16 protein-coding genes and 1 pseudogene are annotated in these 16,291 nt (G+C 72.9%); 14 read left to right on the top strand and 3 right to left on the bottom strand.

Features of this window, described 5'->3' with window-relative positions; translation table 11 throughout:
• The first annotated feature begins 98 nt into the window (after positions 1-98).
• The 5 genes from ACZ6B8_RS22575 (at position 99) to ACZ6B8_RS22595 (ending at position 4,264) form a co-directional block, all read left to right on the top strand.
• The gene (locus ACZ6B8_RS22575; protein ID WP_471082043.1) at positions 99-485 is read left to right on the top strand and encodes a DUF488 domain-containing protein; all 387 of its coding nucleotides are present in this window, start codon (positions 99-101) and stop codon (positions 483-485) included.
• A gap of 109 nt (positions 486-594) precedes the next feature.
• Positions 595-1,389, top strand: a complete 795-nt coding sequence (locus ACZ6B8_RS22580) for an SDR family NAD(P)-dependent oxidoreductase (protein WP_471082040.1) — start codon at positions 595-597, stop codon at positions 1,387-1,389.
• Positions 1,390-1,545: 156 nt separating this feature from the next.
• Positions 1,546-2,550 (top strand): alpha/beta fold hydrolase, encoded by a 1,005-nt coding sequence (locus ACZ6B8_RS22585; protein ID WP_471608322.1) that lies wholly within the window; start codon positions 1,546-1,548, stop codon positions 2,548-2,550.
• Between the two features lie 152 nt (positions 2,551-2,702).
• Complete coding sequence (locus ACZ6B8_RS22590; RefSeq protein WP_471608323.1) at positions 2,703-3,251, top strand: cysteine hydrolase family protein; 549 nt, start codon at positions 2,703-2,705, stop codon at positions 3,249-3,251.
• Between the two features lie 140 nt (positions 3,252-3,391).
• Positions 3,392-4,264, top strand: coding sequence for a formylglycine-generating enzyme family protein (locus ACZ6B8_RS22595; RefSeq protein ID WP_471608324.1), 873 nt, complete (start codon positions 3,392-3,394; stop codon positions 4,262-4,264).
• Between the two features lie 21 nt (positions 4,265-4,285).
• On the opposite strand, the gene ACZ6B8_RS22600 is transcribed toward ACZ6B8_RS22595, so the two are convergent.
• Positions 4,286-5,083 (bottom strand): helix-turn-helix domain-containing protein, encoded by a 798-nt coding sequence (locus ACZ6B8_RS22600; protein WP_471608325.1) that lies wholly within the window; start codon positions 5,081-5,083, stop codon positions 4,286-4,288.
• Positions 5,084-5,424: 341 nt separating this feature from the next.
• On the opposite strand from ACZ6B8_RS22600, the pseudogene ACZ6B8_RS22605 reads away from it, so the two are divergent.
• Both ACZ6B8_RS22605 and ACZ6B8_RS22610 read left to right on the top strand, forming a co-directional pair.
• A pseudogene (locus tag ACZ6B8_RS22605) lies at positions 5,425-6,396 on the top strand (dihydroxyacetone kinase subunit DhaK); the annotation flags it as partial.
• A gap of 87 nt (positions 6,397-6,483) precedes the next feature.
• Positions 6,484-7,164, top strand: coding sequence for a DAK2 domain-containing protein (locus ACZ6B8_RS22610; protein WP_471608600.1), 681 nt, complete (start codon positions 6,484-6,486; stop codon positions 7,162-7,164).
• A 109-nt stretch (positions 7,165-7,273) separates the two neighbouring features.
• Here the strand turns inward: ACZ6B8_RS22610 and ACZ6B8_RS22615 are convergent, their stop codons facing one another.
• The gene (locus ACZ6B8_RS22615; protein WP_471608326.1) at positions 7,274-7,405 is read right to left on the bottom strand and encodes a hypothetical protein; all 132 of its coding nucleotides are present in this window, start codon (positions 7,403-7,405) and stop codon (positions 7,274-7,276) included.
• A gap of 133 nt (positions 7,406-7,538) precedes the next feature.
• Here ACZ6B8_RS22615 and ACZ6B8_RS22620 point away from each other — a divergent pair, with 133 nt between their 5' ends.
• Together ACZ6B8_RS22620 and ACZ6B8_RS22625 are read left to right on the top strand one after the other, a co-directional pair.
• Positions 7,539-8,132 carry a TetR/AcrR family transcriptional regulator gene (locus ACZ6B8_RS22620; protein WP_471608327.1) on the top strand — a complete coding sequence of 198 codons (594 nt, stop codon included), beginning with the start codon at positions 7,539-7,541 and terminating at the stop codon, positions 8,130-8,132.
• A gap of 78 nt (positions 8,133-8,210) precedes the next feature.
• Positions 8,211-9,410, top strand: coding sequence for a GDSL-type esterase/lipase family protein (locus ACZ6B8_RS22625; protein ID WP_471608328.1), 1,200 nt, complete (start codon positions 8,211-8,213; stop codon positions 9,408-9,410).
• 65 nt (positions 9,411-9,475) lie between these two features.
• Here the strand turns inward: ACZ6B8_RS22625 and ACZ6B8_RS22630 are convergent, their stop codons facing one another.
• Entirely contained in the window at positions 9,476-10,369 is an 894-nt protein-coding gene (locus ACZ6B8_RS22630; protein ID WP_471608329.1) for an ANTAR domain-containing protein, read from the bottom strand.
• 315 nt (positions 10,370-10,684) lie between these two features.
• Here ACZ6B8_RS22630 and ACZ6B8_RS22635 point away from each other — a divergent pair, with 315 nt between their 5' ends.
• From ACZ6B8_RS22635 to ACZ6B8_RS22655, 5 genes are all read left to right on the top strand, one after another.
• Positions 10,685-11,821, top strand: a complete 1,137-nt coding sequence (locus ACZ6B8_RS22635; protein ID WP_471608330.1) for an LLM class flavin-dependent oxidoreductase — start codon at positions 10,685-10,687, stop codon at positions 11,819-11,821.
• Positions 11,821-12,882: an alpha/beta hydrolase gene (locus ACZ6B8_RS22640; protein ID WP_471608331.1), complete on the top strand. Its 1,062-nt coding sequence runs from the start codon at positions 11,821-11,823 to the stop codon at positions 12,880-12,882. The genes ACZ6B8_RS22635 and ACZ6B8_RS22640 overlap by 1 nt, the downstream gene beginning before the upstream one ends.
• Before the next feature lie 81 nt (positions 12,883-12,963).
• Positions 12,964-14,367: a DUF6421 family protein gene (locus ACZ6B8_RS22645; RefSeq protein ID WP_471082011.1), complete on the top strand. Its 1,404-nt coding sequence runs from the start codon at positions 12,964-12,966 to the stop codon at positions 14,365-14,367.
• Positions 14,368-14,393: 26 nt separating this feature from the next.
• Entirely contained in the window at positions 14,394-15,134 is a 741-nt protein-coding gene (locus ACZ6B8_RS22650; RefSeq protein WP_471082009.1) for an SDR family NAD(P)-dependent oxidoreductase, read from the top strand.
• Positions 15,131-16,201 (top strand): threonine aldolase family protein, encoded by a 1,071-nt coding sequence (locus ACZ6B8_RS22655; RefSeq protein ID WP_423598476.1) that lies wholly within the window; start codon positions 15,131-15,133, stop codon positions 16,199-16,201. The genes ACZ6B8_RS22650 and ACZ6B8_RS22655 overlap by 4 nt, the downstream gene beginning before the upstream one ends.
• The last annotated feature ends 90 nt before the right edge of the window (positions 16,202-16,291 follow it).

Here is a 16,291-nt window from a genome sequence, read left to right on the forward strand (position 1 = left end):
ACGGCCGTTGGCAGCGGCGCGCCGCCGACCGCAGCCTGGGGGTGGCCCCCGCCGGACGGACCGGCGCACGGGCCGGACGGAGAAACGGAGAGCACCCGATGACGCCGAGCCGGTCCCCCGACGTCCAGGTCAAGCGTGTCCACGACGAGGCGTCGCCCGACGACGGCACGCGCGTGCTGGTCGATCGGCTGTGGCCGCGCGGGCTCTCCAAGGAGCGGGCGCGGCTCGACGTGTGGGACAAGGAACTGGCCCCGTCCAACGAGCTGCGGCGCTGGTACGGCCACGACCCCGAGCGGTACGAGGAGTTCGCCGAGCGCTACCGCCACGAGCTCACCGACGAGGGCCGGGCCGCGGAACTCGACCGGCTGCGGGCCCTGGCGCGCGAGGGCCGGCTGACCCTGCTCACGGCGACGAAGGACCTGCCGCACGGGCACGTGCGCGTGCTCGTCGACGCGTTGCGGCGGGGGAGGGGTGAAGGAGGGTAAGGATGGGGACGGCAGGTAACCAGGGGGAGGAGAGGTACGTCAGGTACCCGGAACACCGGGCCTGACCACGGGGGACCCCACGTCGCCAACACAGCAGGAGGTAAGCACCGTGCTCGTCGACCTTTCCGGAAAGACCGCGCTCGTCACGGGATCGACCCAGGGCATCGGCGCGGCGATCGCCGTCGGCCTCGCCCGGGCCGGCGCCCGGGTGGCGGTCAACGGGCGGTCCCGCGAATCCGTCGACGCCGCCGTGGACCGGCTGAGCGGCGAGTGCGGCGGGGCCGATTTCCTCGCGGCGCCCGGGGACATCGCGACCGACGAGGGAGCGGCGCAGGTCTTCGACGCCGTGCCGCGGGCCGACATCCTGGTCAACAACCTCGGTGTCTTCGGCGCGGAACCCGCCCTCGACATCACCGACGACGAGTGGCGCCGCTACTTCGAGGTCAACGTCCTGACCGCGGTGCGCATGATCCGCCACTACCTGCCCGGCATGAAGGACCGCTCCTGGGGGCGCATCCAGAACATCGCCAGCGACTCGGCGCTCGTCACGCCCGCGGAGATGATCCACTACGGCATGTCGAAGACCGCGCTGCTGGCGGTCGCCCGTGGCTTCGCGAAGGAGGCGGCGGGCACGGGCGTCACCGTCAACTCGGTGATCGCGGGCCCGACGCACACCGGCGGCGTGGAGGACTTCGTCTACGAACTGGTCGACCGCGCGCTGCCCTGGGAGGAGGCGCAGCGGGAGTTCATGGCCAAGCACCGCCCCCAGTCCCTGATCCAGCGGCTCATCGAGCCCGAGGAGATCGCGAACATGGTCGTCTACCTCAGCTCACCGCTGGCGTCGGCCACGACGGGCGGTGCGGTGCGGGTCGACGGCGGGTACGTGGACTCCATCGTTCCGTAAGGCGTGCGGCGTTTGCCGGATCGGCAACGAACGTCGCCCCGTCGCGTGCGCGCGCCGGATGATCGTGGCCGGAGCGGGTCACCGGCCGTTGGCCGGGCCGCCGCCGCTCGATGGAGCCGGTCGCCGGAGCCGTTCGCCGGAACCCCAGGAGGGCCCATGTCCACGCCCCTGCCCCAGTCCCCGCCCGCCGGGCACACCGCCACGCACCGCCTCGTCGACTCCCCCGCGGGCCGCACCCACCTGGTGGAGCAGGGGACGGGGCCCCTCGTCCTGCTGGTCCACGGATTCCCCGAGTCCTGGTACTCCTGGCGCCACCAACTGCCCGCGCTGGCGGCGGCGGGGTACCGCGCGGTCGCCGTCGACGTACGCGGTTACGGCAGGTCGTCACGGCCCGCGAGGACCGACGCGTACCGGATGCTCGACCTCGTCGAGGACAACGTCGCCGTGGTGCGCGCGCTCGGCGCCGATACCGCGGTGGTCGTCGGGCACGACTGGGGCGCGACCATCGCCGCGCACTCCGCACTCGTCCGGCCGGACATCTTCCGCGCGGTCGGTCTGCTGAGCGTCCCCTACACGCCGCCGGGCGGCCCGCGCCCCGGCGAGGTGTTCGCGGGAATGGGCGGCGAAGAGGAGTTCTACGTCGCGTACTTCCAGGAGCCGGGGCGCGCCGAGGCCGAGATCGAGCCCGACGTCCGGGGCTGGCTGGCCGGCTTCTACGCCGCGCTCTCCGCGGACACCATGCCCGAACCGGGCGCTCCTGACCCGCACTTCGTGCGCCGCGGCGGCCGGCTGCGGGACCGCTTCCCCATGGGCCGACGGCCCGGCTGGCTCGACGAGCGCGATCTCGACGTCTACGCGGGGGAGTTCGAGCGGACCGGCCTGACCGGCGCGCTCAACCGCTACCGCGCCATGGACCGCGACTGGGCGGACCTCACCCCCGAGTACGCGGGCGCCCCGGTCACCCAGCCGTCCCTGTTCGCCGGCGGAGCCCTGGACGCCTCCACGGCCTGGCTCGCCGACGCGATCAAGGCCTTCCCGGACACCCTGCCCGGCCTGTGCTCCGCACACGTCCTGGACGGCTGCGGCCACTGGATCCAGCAGGAACGCCCCGAGGAGGTCAACCGCCTCCTGACCGAGTGGCTCACGGGCCTGCCCGACTGACGGATCCGACCGCTTCGACCGCTCCCACCGCTCCGACCGCTCCGCCGTGGGGTGGCGGCCGGACGGCGGATTCCGGGCCTCAGCTTCCGTGGGCCTGAACGGCCGTGCCGTGACGGCGATGTGACGCATCCGCCGTCCTATAGTGACCGCCCATGACCACCGCATTGATCATCGGCGACATCCAGCGAGGCATCACCGACGACTACCCCTTCACCCGAGGCGTCGTCGCACCGCTCACCGAACTCCTGCCGCGCGCCCGCGAGTCCGGCGCCCTCGTGGTGTTCGTGCACTTCGCCCTCCGGGGCAACGGGGCCGACGTACCGCGGGACAACGCACTGCTCAGGACCTTCTTCGAGGCGGGCGACGGCTTCCACGAGGGGTCGGCCGGCACGGAACTCGCGCTGCCGGTCGCAGCCGAGGACGTCGTCGTACTGAAGCGGCGTGCCAGCGCGTTCGCCGGCACGGACCTGGACCTCGTGCTCCGCGCCCGCGGCGTCACCAGCCTGGCCGTCGCCGGTGTCGCGACCAGCGCCATGGTGGCCGCGACGTGCTACGACGCGGCGGACCGCGGCTACGACCTGACGGTGCTGCGCGACGGTTGCGCCGACGGCGATCCGGCGATGCACGACTTCTTCATGGACGCCGTGTTCCCGAGCCGGGGCTTCGAGGTCGTCACCTGCGCGGGATGGCGGCAAGGGTAGCGACGGGGCCCGGGGCAGGCCCTGGTCCCAAGGTCCTTGCCGGGATGGGACCTTCGGCCGATGCCGCCCGCACCGCCGGAAGTGATCATCGAAGCGATCACCAAGGCGGACGAACGGCGGGGGAGGAGCGGGTGGAACGCGTGGAGCGGAGGGGACAGATCAGCCAGGCGGAACACGCGGACCGGGCAGGCCGGTTGGAGCAGGTGGACTGGGTCGGGGTACCGGCCGGGACGCTGCGCCGGGGCACACCGGCCGAGGAACTGGCAGCGGTGGCCAGGCGCTACGCGGACACCGGGGTGCCGGCGCAGTGGTACGTGAAGGAGGCCCCGCGCGCGGAGGTCCACGTCCCGGCCTTCCGGATCGCCCGTACGCAGGTCACGGTCGCCCAGTGGGCCCGCTTCGCGGTGGCCACCGGCCGGCCGGCGCCGCGGGGGCCGGGAGACCATCCGGTCGTCGGGGTGGCCTGGGAGGCCGCGGACGCGTACTGCCGTTGGCTCGGTGAACGGCTCGGTCTCGACGTACGGCTGCCCACGGAGGACGAGTGGGAGCGTGCGGCACGGGGTGATGATGCCCGGGAGTTCCCGTGGGGCGACGAGTACCGCACCGGACTGGCCAACCTCGTGGACCTCGGCGTCGGTACGACGACGCCCGTCGGTACGTTCCCCGAGGGGGCGAGTCCGTTCGGTGTGCTGGACATGGCGGGCAACGCCGACGAGTGGACCTCCACGCTCTACGCTCCCTACCCCGGCGCGCCCGCCGAGGTGCCGCCCGCCGAGGACTGGGCGTTCGACCGCCACGTCACCCGGGGCGGCGCGTACCGCCACGACCGGGACCTGGCCCGCTGCGCCCGCCGGCACGGCGCGTACGAGCAGGACCTCGAGGCGATCGGCGTGGGCTTCCGCCTGGCGGCACCGGCACCGGCACCTGTACCGGCACCGGCACCTGTACCGGCACCGGCACCTGTACCGGCGCCGGCACCTGACGGGGCGCCGACCGCGAGGTCGGCCGGGTGAGGCCGGTGACCCCGCTCCGGCTCAGGGAAACGTGATGTCCGGGTCCACCGGGGTCAGGACCAGCCAGCGCAGTGCCGCGTCCCCGTAGCGGCCGTACGCCGTGACGCGCACGTCGACCGGGTCGGGCGCGACCAGCGGGAAGTACATGGGGTGCGGGCCGTCGTCCGCGATGCCGGGGTCGTCGGCCGTGCGGTCCCAGAGCTCGGCGACGCCCGGCGCGCGCCGCACCGTCCGCACCACCTCGTCGAGCCGCTCGTCGTCCGGCCCGCGCTGCCACGTGAGGCGCAGCCGGGCGAGGAGCGGGATCGCCCACCGCGTCTCCCAGTCGCGCAGCTGATACCGGGCCTCCGGGGAGAACGCCCAGGTCATGACGTTCGCGTCCGCGCGCGCCAGCCACGGGCAGTGGCGCGCCGCCACGGCGTTGACGGCGAGCACGTCCCAGGCCCGGTCGCAGATCCAGCTCACCCGGCGCAGCCCGTGCAGCAGATCCAGCATCGCGGCGTCGGGCCGGGCCGCCTCGGTCCGTCGGCCCGGCGGCTCGTGGCCGGTGCCGCGGTGGAGCGTCGCCGTCTGACGCGGGGTGAGGTCCAGGATGCGGGCGATGCCGGCGATCATCTCGCGCGCGTACCCGCGGTCCTCACCCCGCTCCAGGGCGCGGTACCAGCGTTCGGAGACGCCGAGGAGCAGCGCCATGTCGAGCTGGGTGAGATAGCTGCGGTGGCCGCGGAACGGTACGGGGCCGGGCAGCGCCCCCGGGTCCCGCGCCATCCGCCAGGAGCGCAGCATCCGTCCCAGATCCTCGCGTCGCGCGTCCGGCAACTGTAAAGACCTCGCAAAGAAGGGGCTGTCGTACGAAGGGCCCGCGCGCCCTTCGCGGATCACCGCCCGGGCCGGGGCACGGTGTCAGCCTCGCACACGGGGCGGCGCGCCGGAACGCGGGAGTGCCGGTACGGCGGGGTGCCGACCTTCGGCCGGGGCGGGCGGCCATGGTGAGCGCCGGGCCCACCGTCACCCGGCCTGGCCGACGGGGTCGGAACTCCCGTGTGCCGGACACCGCCCCCGTAAAGCGCGGGAAAGCCGTAGACCCCGTGAAAGCCGTAAAAGCAGCCTCCTCGACCGCCACAACCACCACCTCGTCCACCGCACACCCGGAGATCCCGATGAGCCACTTCCTGCCGGAGAACGACGCCGTGCTGACCGCCGCCCGAGGGCTGGCCCAGGCGCACGCCGGACTGATCGAGGTGAACAGCAGCCCCCTCTACCTGCGGGCCCGCGACGCCGACCCCGCCCGCACGGTCGCCCTCGTCTCGGGCGGCGGCTCCGGGCACGAGCCGCTGCACACCGGGCTCCTGGGGCGCGGTGGTCTGGACGCGGTCTGTCCCGGCGAGATCTTCGCCTCCCCGCACAACCGGCAGATCTACGAGGCGAGCGCCGCGGCCGCCAAGCGCGACGGCGTCCTGCACATCGTGAAGAACTACACCGGCGACGTCATCAACTTCCAGATCGCGGCGGAGCGGCTGCGCCACGACGGCATCCCGGTCGCCACGGTCCTGGTCGAGGACGACCTGGCCACCGACAGCGCGGACAGCGCCACCGGGCGCCGGGGCACCGCCGCCACCGTCGTCGTCGAGAAGCTCCTCGGCGCCGCCGCCGACCGGGGCGCGGGCCTGGAGGAGCTCGCCGACCTTGGCCGGCGCGTCGTCGAGCGGTCCCGCAGCATCGCGGTCGCCGCCCGCGCCCAGACCTCGCCCACCACCCTGGCCCCCGCCTTCGCGCTCGACCAGGACACCCTCGACTACGGCGTCGGCATCCACGGGGAGCGCGGCATCCGCACCATCGCCCGGCCCGCCACCGGCGACCTCGTCAGGCGCATGACCGACGATCTCCTGGACGCGCTGCCGGAAGGCCCCGACGAGGTGCTCGCCCTCGTCAACGGCCTCGGCGCCACCACCGAGCTGGAGCTCAACGCCATCGCCGTCCTGCTCGCCGACGAGCTCACCGCCCGCGGCCTCCGGCCGGTCCTGGTCGTCCCCGGCACCTTCACCGCGGCCCTGGACATGGCCGGCTTCTCCCTCACCCTCACCCGCCTCGAAGAGGGATGGGCGGAGCTGTGGACGACCCCGACCCGCACCCCGCTCGTCCTGCCGCGCCCCTCCCGCACCCCGGGCCGGACCGGGGCGGACGCGCCGACGACGGCCACGCCGACGACGGCCACGAACTTGCCGGAACCCACGCCCCGTACGGGCGGCCAGGGCGGCGACCGTGCCCTGCTCGACCGGTACGCGCTCACCGTCACGCAGGTCCGCGACAACCTCACCAAGCTCGACCAGCTCATCGGGGACGGCGACTTCGGCGACAACCTCGCGGGCGGCGTCCGGCGCGCGGTGAAGCTGGCCGACGAGACGGGAGTCGACGGTACGGCCGCCCTCGCCGAGGCGTTCCTCAACGACGTAGGCGGCACCAGCGGCCCGCTCTTCGGGCTCCTCTTCCAGCACCTGGCCGCCGCCTCGCCCGCCGAGGGCGGGACCCCGTCGGTCGCCGCGCTCGCGGATGCCGCCGCGGCGGGCCACGCCGCCATCCACCGGGTGGGCGGCGCGGTCCCGGGGGACTCCACACTCGTCGACGCCCTCGCGCCCGCCGCCGAGTCGCTGGCCGCGTCGCGGGACGCGGAGACCGAGGCCCCGCTCACCGAGGCGGCCCAGGCCGCCATCCGCGGCGCCCTGGCCACCGCGTCCCTGCGTCCCCGGCGCGGACGCGCCAGTTATGTCGGTGACCACGCACTCGGCGTTCCGGACCCCGGCGCCCTGGCCGTGGCGCTGCTCTTCATGGCCCTCGCGGACATCCACGAACCCGCCACGGCCCCGCGCCTGCCCGCCCCCGGCCACATCACCGTGCCCTGACGGCCCACGGGACCGTGCGCCTGCCCCGGAACCCCTTCTCCTACCGGAGTCGGAGAAGGGGTTCACGTGCGGGGCGGGTGCAGGGGCAGGTCGAGCAGGTGGCGGCGGTTCAACCGCACCGCGCCCCGGGGACCGCCGGGTCCGGACCGTCCGGCTGACCGGTGCCGGCCGCCGCGAACGCGCCCTGCTCGACGAGCGCGGCGACGAACTCGCGGGCTCGCTCCTGGAGCGGATCGGGCACGGTTCCGGGGGCGGATCGGGCTGAGCGGAGCAGGGGGAGCCGTACGAGCCGCCAAGCTAAACCAGGATTCCTCTTGCCTAAAACCTTTAGGTAAATGCATACTCGTTTATGCCGAACGAGTGAGGGGGTTCCCATGGCGCGCGTAGGACTGACCACGGAGCGACTGGTCCGGGCCGGGGCGGAGCTGGCCGACGAGGTCGGGTTCGACCAGGTGACCGTGTCGGCGCTCGCCCGCCGCTTCGACGTCAAGGTCGCGAGCCTCTACTCGCACGTCAAGAACTCCCAGGACCTCAAGACCGGCATCGCCCTGCTCGCCCTGGCCGAGCTCGCCGACCGGGGAGGCCAGGCGCTGGCCGGGCGGGCCGGCAAGGACGCCCTGGCCGCGCTGGCCAACGTCTACCGTGACTACGCCGGGCAGCATCCCGGCCGGTACGCCGCGGCGCAGCTGCGGCTCACCCCGGAGGCGGCCGCGGCCAGTGCGGGCGGCAGACACGTGGAGATGACCCGGGCGATCCTGCGCGGGTACGACCTGGCGGAACCGGACCAGACGCACGCGGTCCGCCTGCTCGGCAGCGTCTTCCACGGCTACGTGAGCCTGGAACTGGGCGGCGGGTTCAGCCACAGCGCCCCCGACTCGCAAGAGACCTGGACCCGCGTCATCGACGCGCTCGACGCCCTGCTCCGCAACTGGCCCGCCCCCTCCGCCGAGCACCCTTCCGCCCCGTGACCGGCCGCCTCGGGCCGGGACGTGCCCGGCGCCGTACCCCTTCACATTGATCAACAGGTTGAGGCAATGGACTCCGCAATGAGCACCGCGAACACCGCGAACACCGATCAGCGATGGACCACCACACCCGTCACCGCCGACCTCCTGCGCGGTGCCCTCGACGTCGAGCGCACCGAGCACGGCGTGCTGCCGCACCGGCTGCCCGCATGGGCCCGCGCGCAGAACACCGACGGGCAGCTGGCCATGGCCGAGTCCCAGCCCTCGGGCGTACGCCTGGTGTTCCGCACGGGCGCCACCACCGTCGAGCTCGACACACTGCCCACGAAGCGTTCCTACACGGGTGCCCCGCCGCGCCCCGACGGCCGCTACGACCTGCTCGTCGACGGACGCCCGGCCGGACAGCGGAGCGCGACCGGCGGCCACGTCCTGACCATCGACCTGACCACGGGCACCACCGAGCGCACCGAGGGGCAGCCCTGCACCCTCCGCTTCGACGAGCTGCCGCAGGGCGTGAAGGACGTCGAGATCTGGCTGCCGCACAACGAGACCACCGAACTCATCGCCCTGCGCACCGACGCCCCCGTCGAGCCGGCCCGGGACCCGGGCCGCAAGACCTGGCTGCACCACGGCAGTTCGATCAGTCACGGCTCCGACGCGGCGAGCCCCACCTCCATCTGGCCCGCGCTCGCCGCCTCGCTGGGCGGGGTGGAGCTGATCAACCTGGGTCTGGCCGGCAGCGCCCTGCTCGACCCGTTCACCGCGCGCACGCTACGGGACACCCCGGCCGACCTGATCAGCGTCAAGATGGGCATCAACGTGGTCAACGCCGACGTGATGCGGCTGCGCGCCTTCGCCCCGGCGATGCACGGCTTCCTCGACACCATCCGCGAGGGGCACCCCGACACCCCGCTCCTGGTGGTCTCGCCCATCCTGTGCCCGATGCACGAGGACACCCCGGGCCCGAGCGCGCCCGACTTCAGCGACTTCGGCGAGGGCAGGCTCACGTTCAAGGCCATGGGCGACCCGGCGGAGCGGGCGAGCGGAAAGCTCACGCTCAACGTGATCCGCGACGAGCTGGCCCGGATCGTCGAACAGCGCTCGGCCGACGACCCGAACCTGCACTACCTCGACGGCCGCGAGCTCTACGGCGCCGCGGACTTCGACGAACTGCCGCTGCCCGACCAGCTCCACCCGAACGCGGCCGCGCACCGGCGCATGGGCGAGCGCTTCGCGGAGCGGGTGTTCGCCGGGGGAGGTGCGTTCGTGGCAGCCGGATGAGCCAGGGGAGCCCGGTGCACTCGGGGCACTCGGTCGCCCAGTGGGTCCGGTGCGTCCGTCGGCCGCTACGCGCGGGACGCGAGCGCGAGCCGGTGCAGGTCCTGCAGCGCGTCGACGAGCACGGTCTGCCGGTGCCACCTGATCCAGGTGCCGAGAGTGCGACTGGTGCTGTCCAGCGCCCTCAGCTGGGCCTGGGAGAAGCCGGCGAGGGGGCGGGCGTGGTGGGAGGAGATCACGCCGCGGACCGTGTTCTGGTCGTCGACGAGGGGAACGCTGTGGCAGGCGCGGCTGCCCGAGGAAAGGATGACCCGGCGGGTGTCGTCGTCGAAACCGGCCGATGAGGCCACCTCTTTGACGGTGACCTGATGGCTGGCGGCGGCCGCCCGGGCGCACGAGGTGTTCCCGTCGACGAACGCGAAGTAGTCGGTGAACTGCCGGGGGAGACCCGCGTGCTTCGCCATGCGCAGGATGTCGTCCTCGACCAGCTGCACGTTGCCCATGTCCGTGTCGGTGACGGCGAGCACGCGGCGCAGCGCGGCGCCGAGGACCTCACCCTGGTTCGTCGTATCGAGTGGACCCGCGCCGAGCACGGCCAGGTCGGGGGTCGGGAGCTGGGCCCGTCTGACGATCCAGGTCTCCACACCCGGTGGCGGACCCGGCGTGCGGGCGACCGCGGCGGCGAGCTGGTGCAGCTTGATGTTGGCCCGCTGGGACGCCTGACGCAGCAGCGCGAACGCCGCCTGCGGGTCGGCCAGGCGGTAGCGCTCGACCAGGATGCCTTCGGCCAGCGCGACCCTCGCGCGCGCACGCGACTGGACCTGCAGCTCGGTCACCTGGTCACGCAGCTGCTCCGCCGTGGCCTTCAGTACATCCGCCTCGTCCCGGGGGCCGGGCAGCGGAAGAGACGAGAGCGGGCCGTCCGGCGAGGACGCAGACGGAACGGTCGAATGGTCTTCCATGGCTGCACCCTGCTCCGGCCTTCTCGTCGTTCCGTGAGGGCAGCGGTCGCGCACCGGCATCGGCCATGCCCAGCTCCGTCCGCAGGAGGGGCCTGCTCCTTCACGCTTCCGCGACCGTAACGCGACCGGTTCCCGATGTCATGCCCCGCCCCACGAACCGGTCACGGGCAGAGCCCATTCCAGGCGGGCGCGAGGGCCCGGGAATTGCCCCTGCGGGATCCCTTGCAAGTTGACGATATGACGACTAGTCATATCGCTGATCGAAACAAAGGCCGTGCCGTACGGGCACCGAGGCCACCACACCCTGGAGGGCACATGAAGTTCTCCGTCATCTTCGAGGCACAGCTCGCCGACCCCACCGTCGAACGCGAGCACCAGGTCATCCACGACTGCGTCGAACAGGCCGTCCTCGCCGAGGCCATGGGATTCGACCGCATATGGGCGGTGGAGCACCACGCGCTCAAGTGGTACGCGCACATGAGCGCGCCGGAGATCTTCCTCACCTGGGTCGCCGCGCGCACCAGCACCATCAGGATCGGCCACGGCGTGGTCTGCATGCCGTTCCACTTCAACCACCCGGTGCGGGTCGCCGAGCGCGCCGCGATGCTGGACCTGCTCTCCGGCGGACGGCTCGACCTGGGCGCGGGCCGGGGCGGCACCGCGCAGGAGACGTCGCTGTGCGGGGTCGACAGGGACCGTACGACGCAGGAGGTCGAGGAGGCGCTGCGGATCATCGGCAAGGCCTGGGAGAAGGAGGAGCTGGAGCACCACGGCGCGCTCCTCGACATCGACCCGCACCCGATCCTCCCGCGCCCCGCGCAGACCCCGCACCCCCCGCTCTTCCTCGCGTGCAGCCGCACCGAGACGCTTCGGCAGGCCGCGGAACTCGGCGTCGGCGCCCTGGTCATGGGGTTCGCGGGCCCCGAGTCGATCGCCGACATGCGCCGGGCGTATGACACCGCGCTCGCGGCCCGCACCGGCGCGCGGCTCGTATCGAGCGCGGTCAACGACCACTTCTCCGTGCTCTGCCCGACCATCGTGCTTGACGACCGGGAGACGGCGCGGCGCGTCGGCATCCGGGGGCAGCGGTTCTTCGCCCAGTCCATCGGGCACTGGTACGGCGGCGCGGGCCTCCCCGACGAGGCGGTCGTCGAGGGCAGTGACGAGGCGGCCGAGATGCGCAGGGCCGCCGAGCAGGTCGTCGCGCGGCTGCACGAGCACGACATCCCGGTGCGGCCCACCTCGACCGCCACGTTCAACGCCGACCACGCCTACGGCACCGCGGACGACGCCATCGCCCACGTGGAGCGTCTGCGCGACGCGGGCGCCGACGAGATCATGTGCCTCATGCAGATGGGCACCGTCCCGCAGGAGGCCTGCCTGGAGACCCTGCGCCAGTGGGGCGAGAAGGTCATCCCGTACTTCCGCGCCCAGGAAGCGGCCGCCTCCTGATGCGGTCCGAAGCGGGCGGCCCGGAGCGCCACACCTGCGAGCCGGATCGGCCGCCCTCCGCGCCGGACCGCCTCGACCCCCTCGCCCGTCCCCTGGTCTCCGCCCTGAGCAGCGGCTTCCCCGACCTCGGCGGCGCCGTCACCACCGCCGCCGAGGCACGGCGGCTACTGGCCGCCGCGTCCGCCGCGCATGCCGGGGCCGAGGCGCCGCCCGCCGTCGGTCCGGTCCGGGACCGGACCGTCCCGGGACCGCCGGGCGCGCCGGAGATCCCCGTGCGCGTCTACCTCCCGGACCCGCGGCGCCACCCCGGACCGCGCCCGACCGTCGTCTTCTTCCACGGCGGCGGCTACACGCTCTGCGGCCTCGACTCCCACGACGCCACGGTCCGCCGTCTGACCGCGCGATCGGGCGCCGCGGTCGTCTCCGTCGCGTACCGACTCGCGCCCGAACACCGCTTCCCGGCGGCCGTCGACGACGCGTACGCGGCGCTGTGCTGGGCCGCCGGCCACAGCGCCGCGCTCGGCGGCGACCCAGCCGCCCTCGTCACCGCCGGAGACAGCAGCGGGGGAGGGCTCGCCGCCGCCGTGGCGCTCAGGGCACGCGACGCGGGCGGCCCCGCGCTCGCCCTGCAGGTGCTGCTCTACCCGCTCCTGGACGCCGCCCAGAACACCGCCTCGTACCGCGAGAACGCGCGCGGCTACTTCCTGACCGCCGCACACCTGCGCTGGTTCTGGCGGCAGTACCTCGGGCCCGACGGTGACGGCACCCACTCCCTCGCCTCCCCGCTGCGCGCCGCCGACCTCACGGGTCTGCCGCCCGCCCACCTCGTCACCGCCGGCTGCGACCCGCTGCGCGACGAAGGGCTGGCGTACGCGGAGCGGATGCGGGCAGCCGGTGTGAAGGTCGCCCTGGCCCACTGTCCGGGCATGTTCCACGGCTTCCTCGGCTTCCCCGGACGGCTGCCCGCCGCGGGGCGGGCGCTGGCGGATGTGGCAGAAGCGATCGGCTCGACGGCGACCCACAGGAAAAACGTCGGTGGAGTGGGGGGTCGCACAGGATGATTTCCCGGGACCCCCCTTGTCGCGGAGAACCTCCCCCGCATACGGTGTTCTGACGCGAGGTTCTCCCGTGGAGGATGGGTTATGACGGAAATTCTTGTGCAGTCGGGTACGGAGGGTGCGGTTCCTTCCGCTGAAGGGCGTGTGGTGGACCACCCGGCGTGGCCGGTGCTCAAGGACGCCGTGGAGGACATCCGGCCCTGGCAGTCGGCCGACGGGTCCATCGACTTCGCCGCGGACGGCGCCCCGGCGCGCGGCGTCGCCGAACTCACCGTGGACCGCGTGATATCCGCGGTCGAGGAGCTCTCCCCGCTCCTCCCGCACGACACCGCGTACCACCGGGCCCTCGTCGCGGACCTGCGCCGCTGGGCCGACGGCGGCTTCCAGGTGCCGGACTTCCTCGACTCGCTGCTCGCCTTCCAGCCCGCGGCGCACCGCGAGGACGGCCTGCAGCACCTCGTCGTCTTCCCGATGTACACGCAGAACGGCAACCCCGACCGCAACCTCGAAGCGGTCGTGCTGCGCATGGTCTGGCCCGACTGGCTGGCCGAGCTGGAGCGCACGCGCTACGACAACCCGCTCTTCTGCGGCATCACCTTCGAGGACTTCACCGCCGGGTACGACACGAACTCGGCCGTCCTCTTCCCCGAGACCATCGCCGTGCGCGAGGCCCCCGAGCGCTTCTCCTGGGGCGGCATCTTCTGCGACCGCGAGGCGGCCCGCTTCCGCCGCGTCACCGAGGCCGCCGTCGGCCTCCTCGGACTCGAACTGCCCGACGACATCCGCGAGATGGTCGGCGACCAGGACCGCTGCCAGCAGGCGTTCGTCCTGTGGGACATGGTCCACGACCGCACCCACAGCCACGGCGACCTGCCGTTCGACCCGTTCATGATCAAGCAGCGCCAGCCGTTCTGGATGTACGGCCTCGAAGAGCTGCGCTGCGACCTCACCGCCTTCAAGGAGGCCGTGAAGCTGGAGGCCGAGGGCGTCCCGCAGGCGCGCGACGTGCAGTACGCCGTGCTCTTCGACCGGATGTTCCGCTTCCCGGTCACCGGCGACCGCGTCAAGAACTACGACGGCCTCGGCGGCCAGCTCCTCTTCGCCTACCTGCACAAGCACGACGTGGTCCGCTGGACCGACAACCAGCTCCGGATCGACTGGGAGCGCGCCCCGCTGGTCACCAACCAGCTGTGCGGCGAGATCGAGGACCTCTACCGGGCCGGCATCGACCGCCCGAAGCTGGTCCACTGGTTCGCGGCGTACGACCTGGTCTCCCGCTACCTCGCCCCGCACCCCGGATCGCGCTGGGCCAAGGGCCCGGACGCCCTGGACACCTCGCTCCCGCCGCGCAAGCTCGTGGACGAGGTGCTTCCCGACGAGTTTCCGCTCAGCATGTTCTATGAGGCGCTCTCCAAGAAGCTCAAGAACGTGATCGCCTCCACGAAGGGGATCACTGCTTCCTCGGACGCCGAGAAGGTCGCCGCGTGAGCGGCCGCCAGGAGGAGGCGAGGACCATGTCCGCACTCGATGGAGCCGTGATCGCGGTGGCCGGCGCGGCCGGGCCCGCGGGACAGGCCACACTGCTCAGGCTGGCCGAGGCCGGCGCCACCGTCGTGGCCTCGGACGCCGACGCCGGACGCCTCGCCGAAGCGGTGGACGCCGCGCGGTACGCGCACGGCGGCGCGACCGTGATCGGTGACACGGTGGACCTGCTGGATCTGGACGCGACCCGCGAGTGGGCCACGCGCACGGAGAAGGAGTTCGGCCGGGTCGACGGCCTGGTCCACCTCGTCGGCGGCTGGCGCGGCAGCAAGAACTTCGCCGAGACCGACCTCGCCGACTGGGACCTGCTCGAAAAGCTCCTGATCCGCACCGTGCAGCACACCTCCCTCGCCTTCGAGGAAGGCCTGCGGCGCAGCGACCGCGGCCGCTATCTGCTGATCAGCGCGGCGGGTGCCAGCAAGCCGACCGCGGGCAACGCGGCGTACTCCGCCTCCAAGGCGGCTGCCGAGGCCTGGACGCTCGCCCTCGCGGACGCCTTCCGCAAGGCGGGGGGCGAGGACGGGCCGCGGGCGGCGGCTGCGATCCTGGTGGTCAAGGCGCTGGTGCACGACGCGATGCGCGCGGAGCGGCCCAACGCGAAGTTCGCGGGGTTCACGGACGTCAAGGAGCTGGCCGAGGCCATCGCCGGCGTCTGGGAGCGGCCCGCCGGGGAAGTGAACGGAAACCGCCTGTGGCTGACCGAGAAGCCGTGAACCCTCCGAAGACCGACGCCCGGCGCCATCACGACCCGGACGTCCGCGGCTTCGCAAGCGACAACTACGCGGGCGCCCACCCGGAGGTGATGGCCGCGCTCGCGCTCGCCAACGGTGGCCACCAGATCGCGTACGGCGAGGACGACTACACGGCCCACCTCCAGCAGGTGATCCGCGGCCACTTCGGCCCCACGGCCGAGGCCTTCCCGGTCTTCAACGGCACGGGTGCGAACGTGGTGGCGCTCCAGGCGGTCACCGACCGCTGGGGCGCGGTCATCTGCGCCGAGTCCGCGCACATCAACGTGGACGAGGGCGGCGCCCCCGAGCGCATGGCCGGCATCAAGCTGCTGACCGTGCCCACGCCGGACGGCAAGCTCACCCCCGAGCTGATCGACAAGCAGGCGTTCGGCTGGGACGACGAGCACCGCGCGATGCCGCAGGTCGTCTCGATCGCGCAGAACACCGAGCTGGGCACGCTCTACACGCCCGACGAGATCCGCGCGATCTGCGACCACGCCCACCAACTGGGCATGAAGGTGCACCTCGACGGCTCCCGGATAGCCAACGCCGCGGCCGCGCTCGACGTCCCCATGCGGACGTTCACGAACGCGGTGGGCGTCGACATCCTCTCCCTCGGCGGCACCAAGAACGGCGCGCTGTTCGGTGAGGCGGTGGTGGTCATCAACCAGGACGCCGTCCGCCACATGAAGCACCTGCGCAAGATGTCCATGCAGCTCGCCTCCAAGATGCGCTTCGTCTCGGTGCAGTTGGAGGCCCTGCTCGGCAAGGACCTGTGGCTGCGCAACGCCCGGCACGCCAACGAGATGGCACAGCGCCTCGCGGAGGGCGTCCGGTCCGTGCACGGCGTGGAGATCCTCTACCCGGTGCAGGCCAACGCCGTCTTCGCGCGGCTGCCGCACGATGTGAGCGAGCGCCTGCAGAAGCGCTACCGCTTCTATTTCTGGGACGAGGCGGCGGGCGACGTCCGCTGGATGTGCGCGTTCGACACCCGCGAGGAGGACGTCGACGGCTTCCTCGCGGCGCTCAAGGAAGAGATGGCGCGCTGACCCGGCCGCACTGAAACCGCTGTGCGCGGGCCGCATACCCGCTGCATAGATATACGGTCGACCGTAAAGTCATTGACGTGCGGTCGGCCG

It is taken from the genome of Streptomyces sp. NPDC041122, from assembly GCF_055592445.1.

Bases quoted from the DNA above. Each gene is read 5' to 3' on its own strand.
- ACZ6B8_RS22590 (WP_471608323.1), top strand. From the start codon at position 2,703: ATGACCACCGCATTGATCATCGGCGACATCCAGCGAGGCATCACCGAC.
- ACZ6B8_RS22640 (WP_471608331.1), top strand. From the start codon at position 11,821: ATGCGGTCCGAAGCGGGCGGCCCGGAGCGCCACACCTGCGAGCCGGAT.
- ACZ6B8_RS22650 (WP_471082009.1), top strand. From the start codon at position 14,394: ATGTCCGCACTCGATGGAGCCGTGATCGCGGTGGCCGGCGCGGCCGGG.
- ACZ6B8_RS22575 (WP_471082043.1), top strand. From the start codon at position 99: ATGACGCCGAGCCGGTCCCCCGACGTCCAGGTCAAGCGTGTCCACGAC.
- ACZ6B8_RS22630 (WP_471608329.1), bottom strand. From the start codon at position 10,369: ATGGAAGACCATTCGACCGTTCCGTCTGCGTCCTCGCCGGACGGCCCG.
- ACZ6B8_RS22645 (WP_471082011.1), top strand. From the start codon at position 12,964: ATGACGGAAATTCTTGTGCAGTCGGGTACGGAGGGTGCGGTTCCTTCC.
- ACZ6B8_RS22635 (WP_471608330.1), top strand. From the start codon at position 10,685: ATGAAGTTCTCCGTCATCTTCGAGGCACAGCTCGCCGACCCCACCGTC.
- ACZ6B8_RS22625 (WP_471608328.1), top strand. From the start codon at position 8,211: ATGAGCACCGCGAACACCGCGAACACCGATCAGCGATGGACCACCACA.
- ACZ6B8_RS22620 (WP_471608327.1), top strand. From the start codon at position 7,539: ATGGCGCGCGTAGGACTGACCACGGAGCGACTGGTCCGGGCCGGGGCG.
- ACZ6B8_RS22585 (WP_471608322.1), top strand. From the start codon at position 1,546: ATGTCCACGCCCCTGCCCCAGTCCCCGCCCGCCGGGCACACCGCCACG.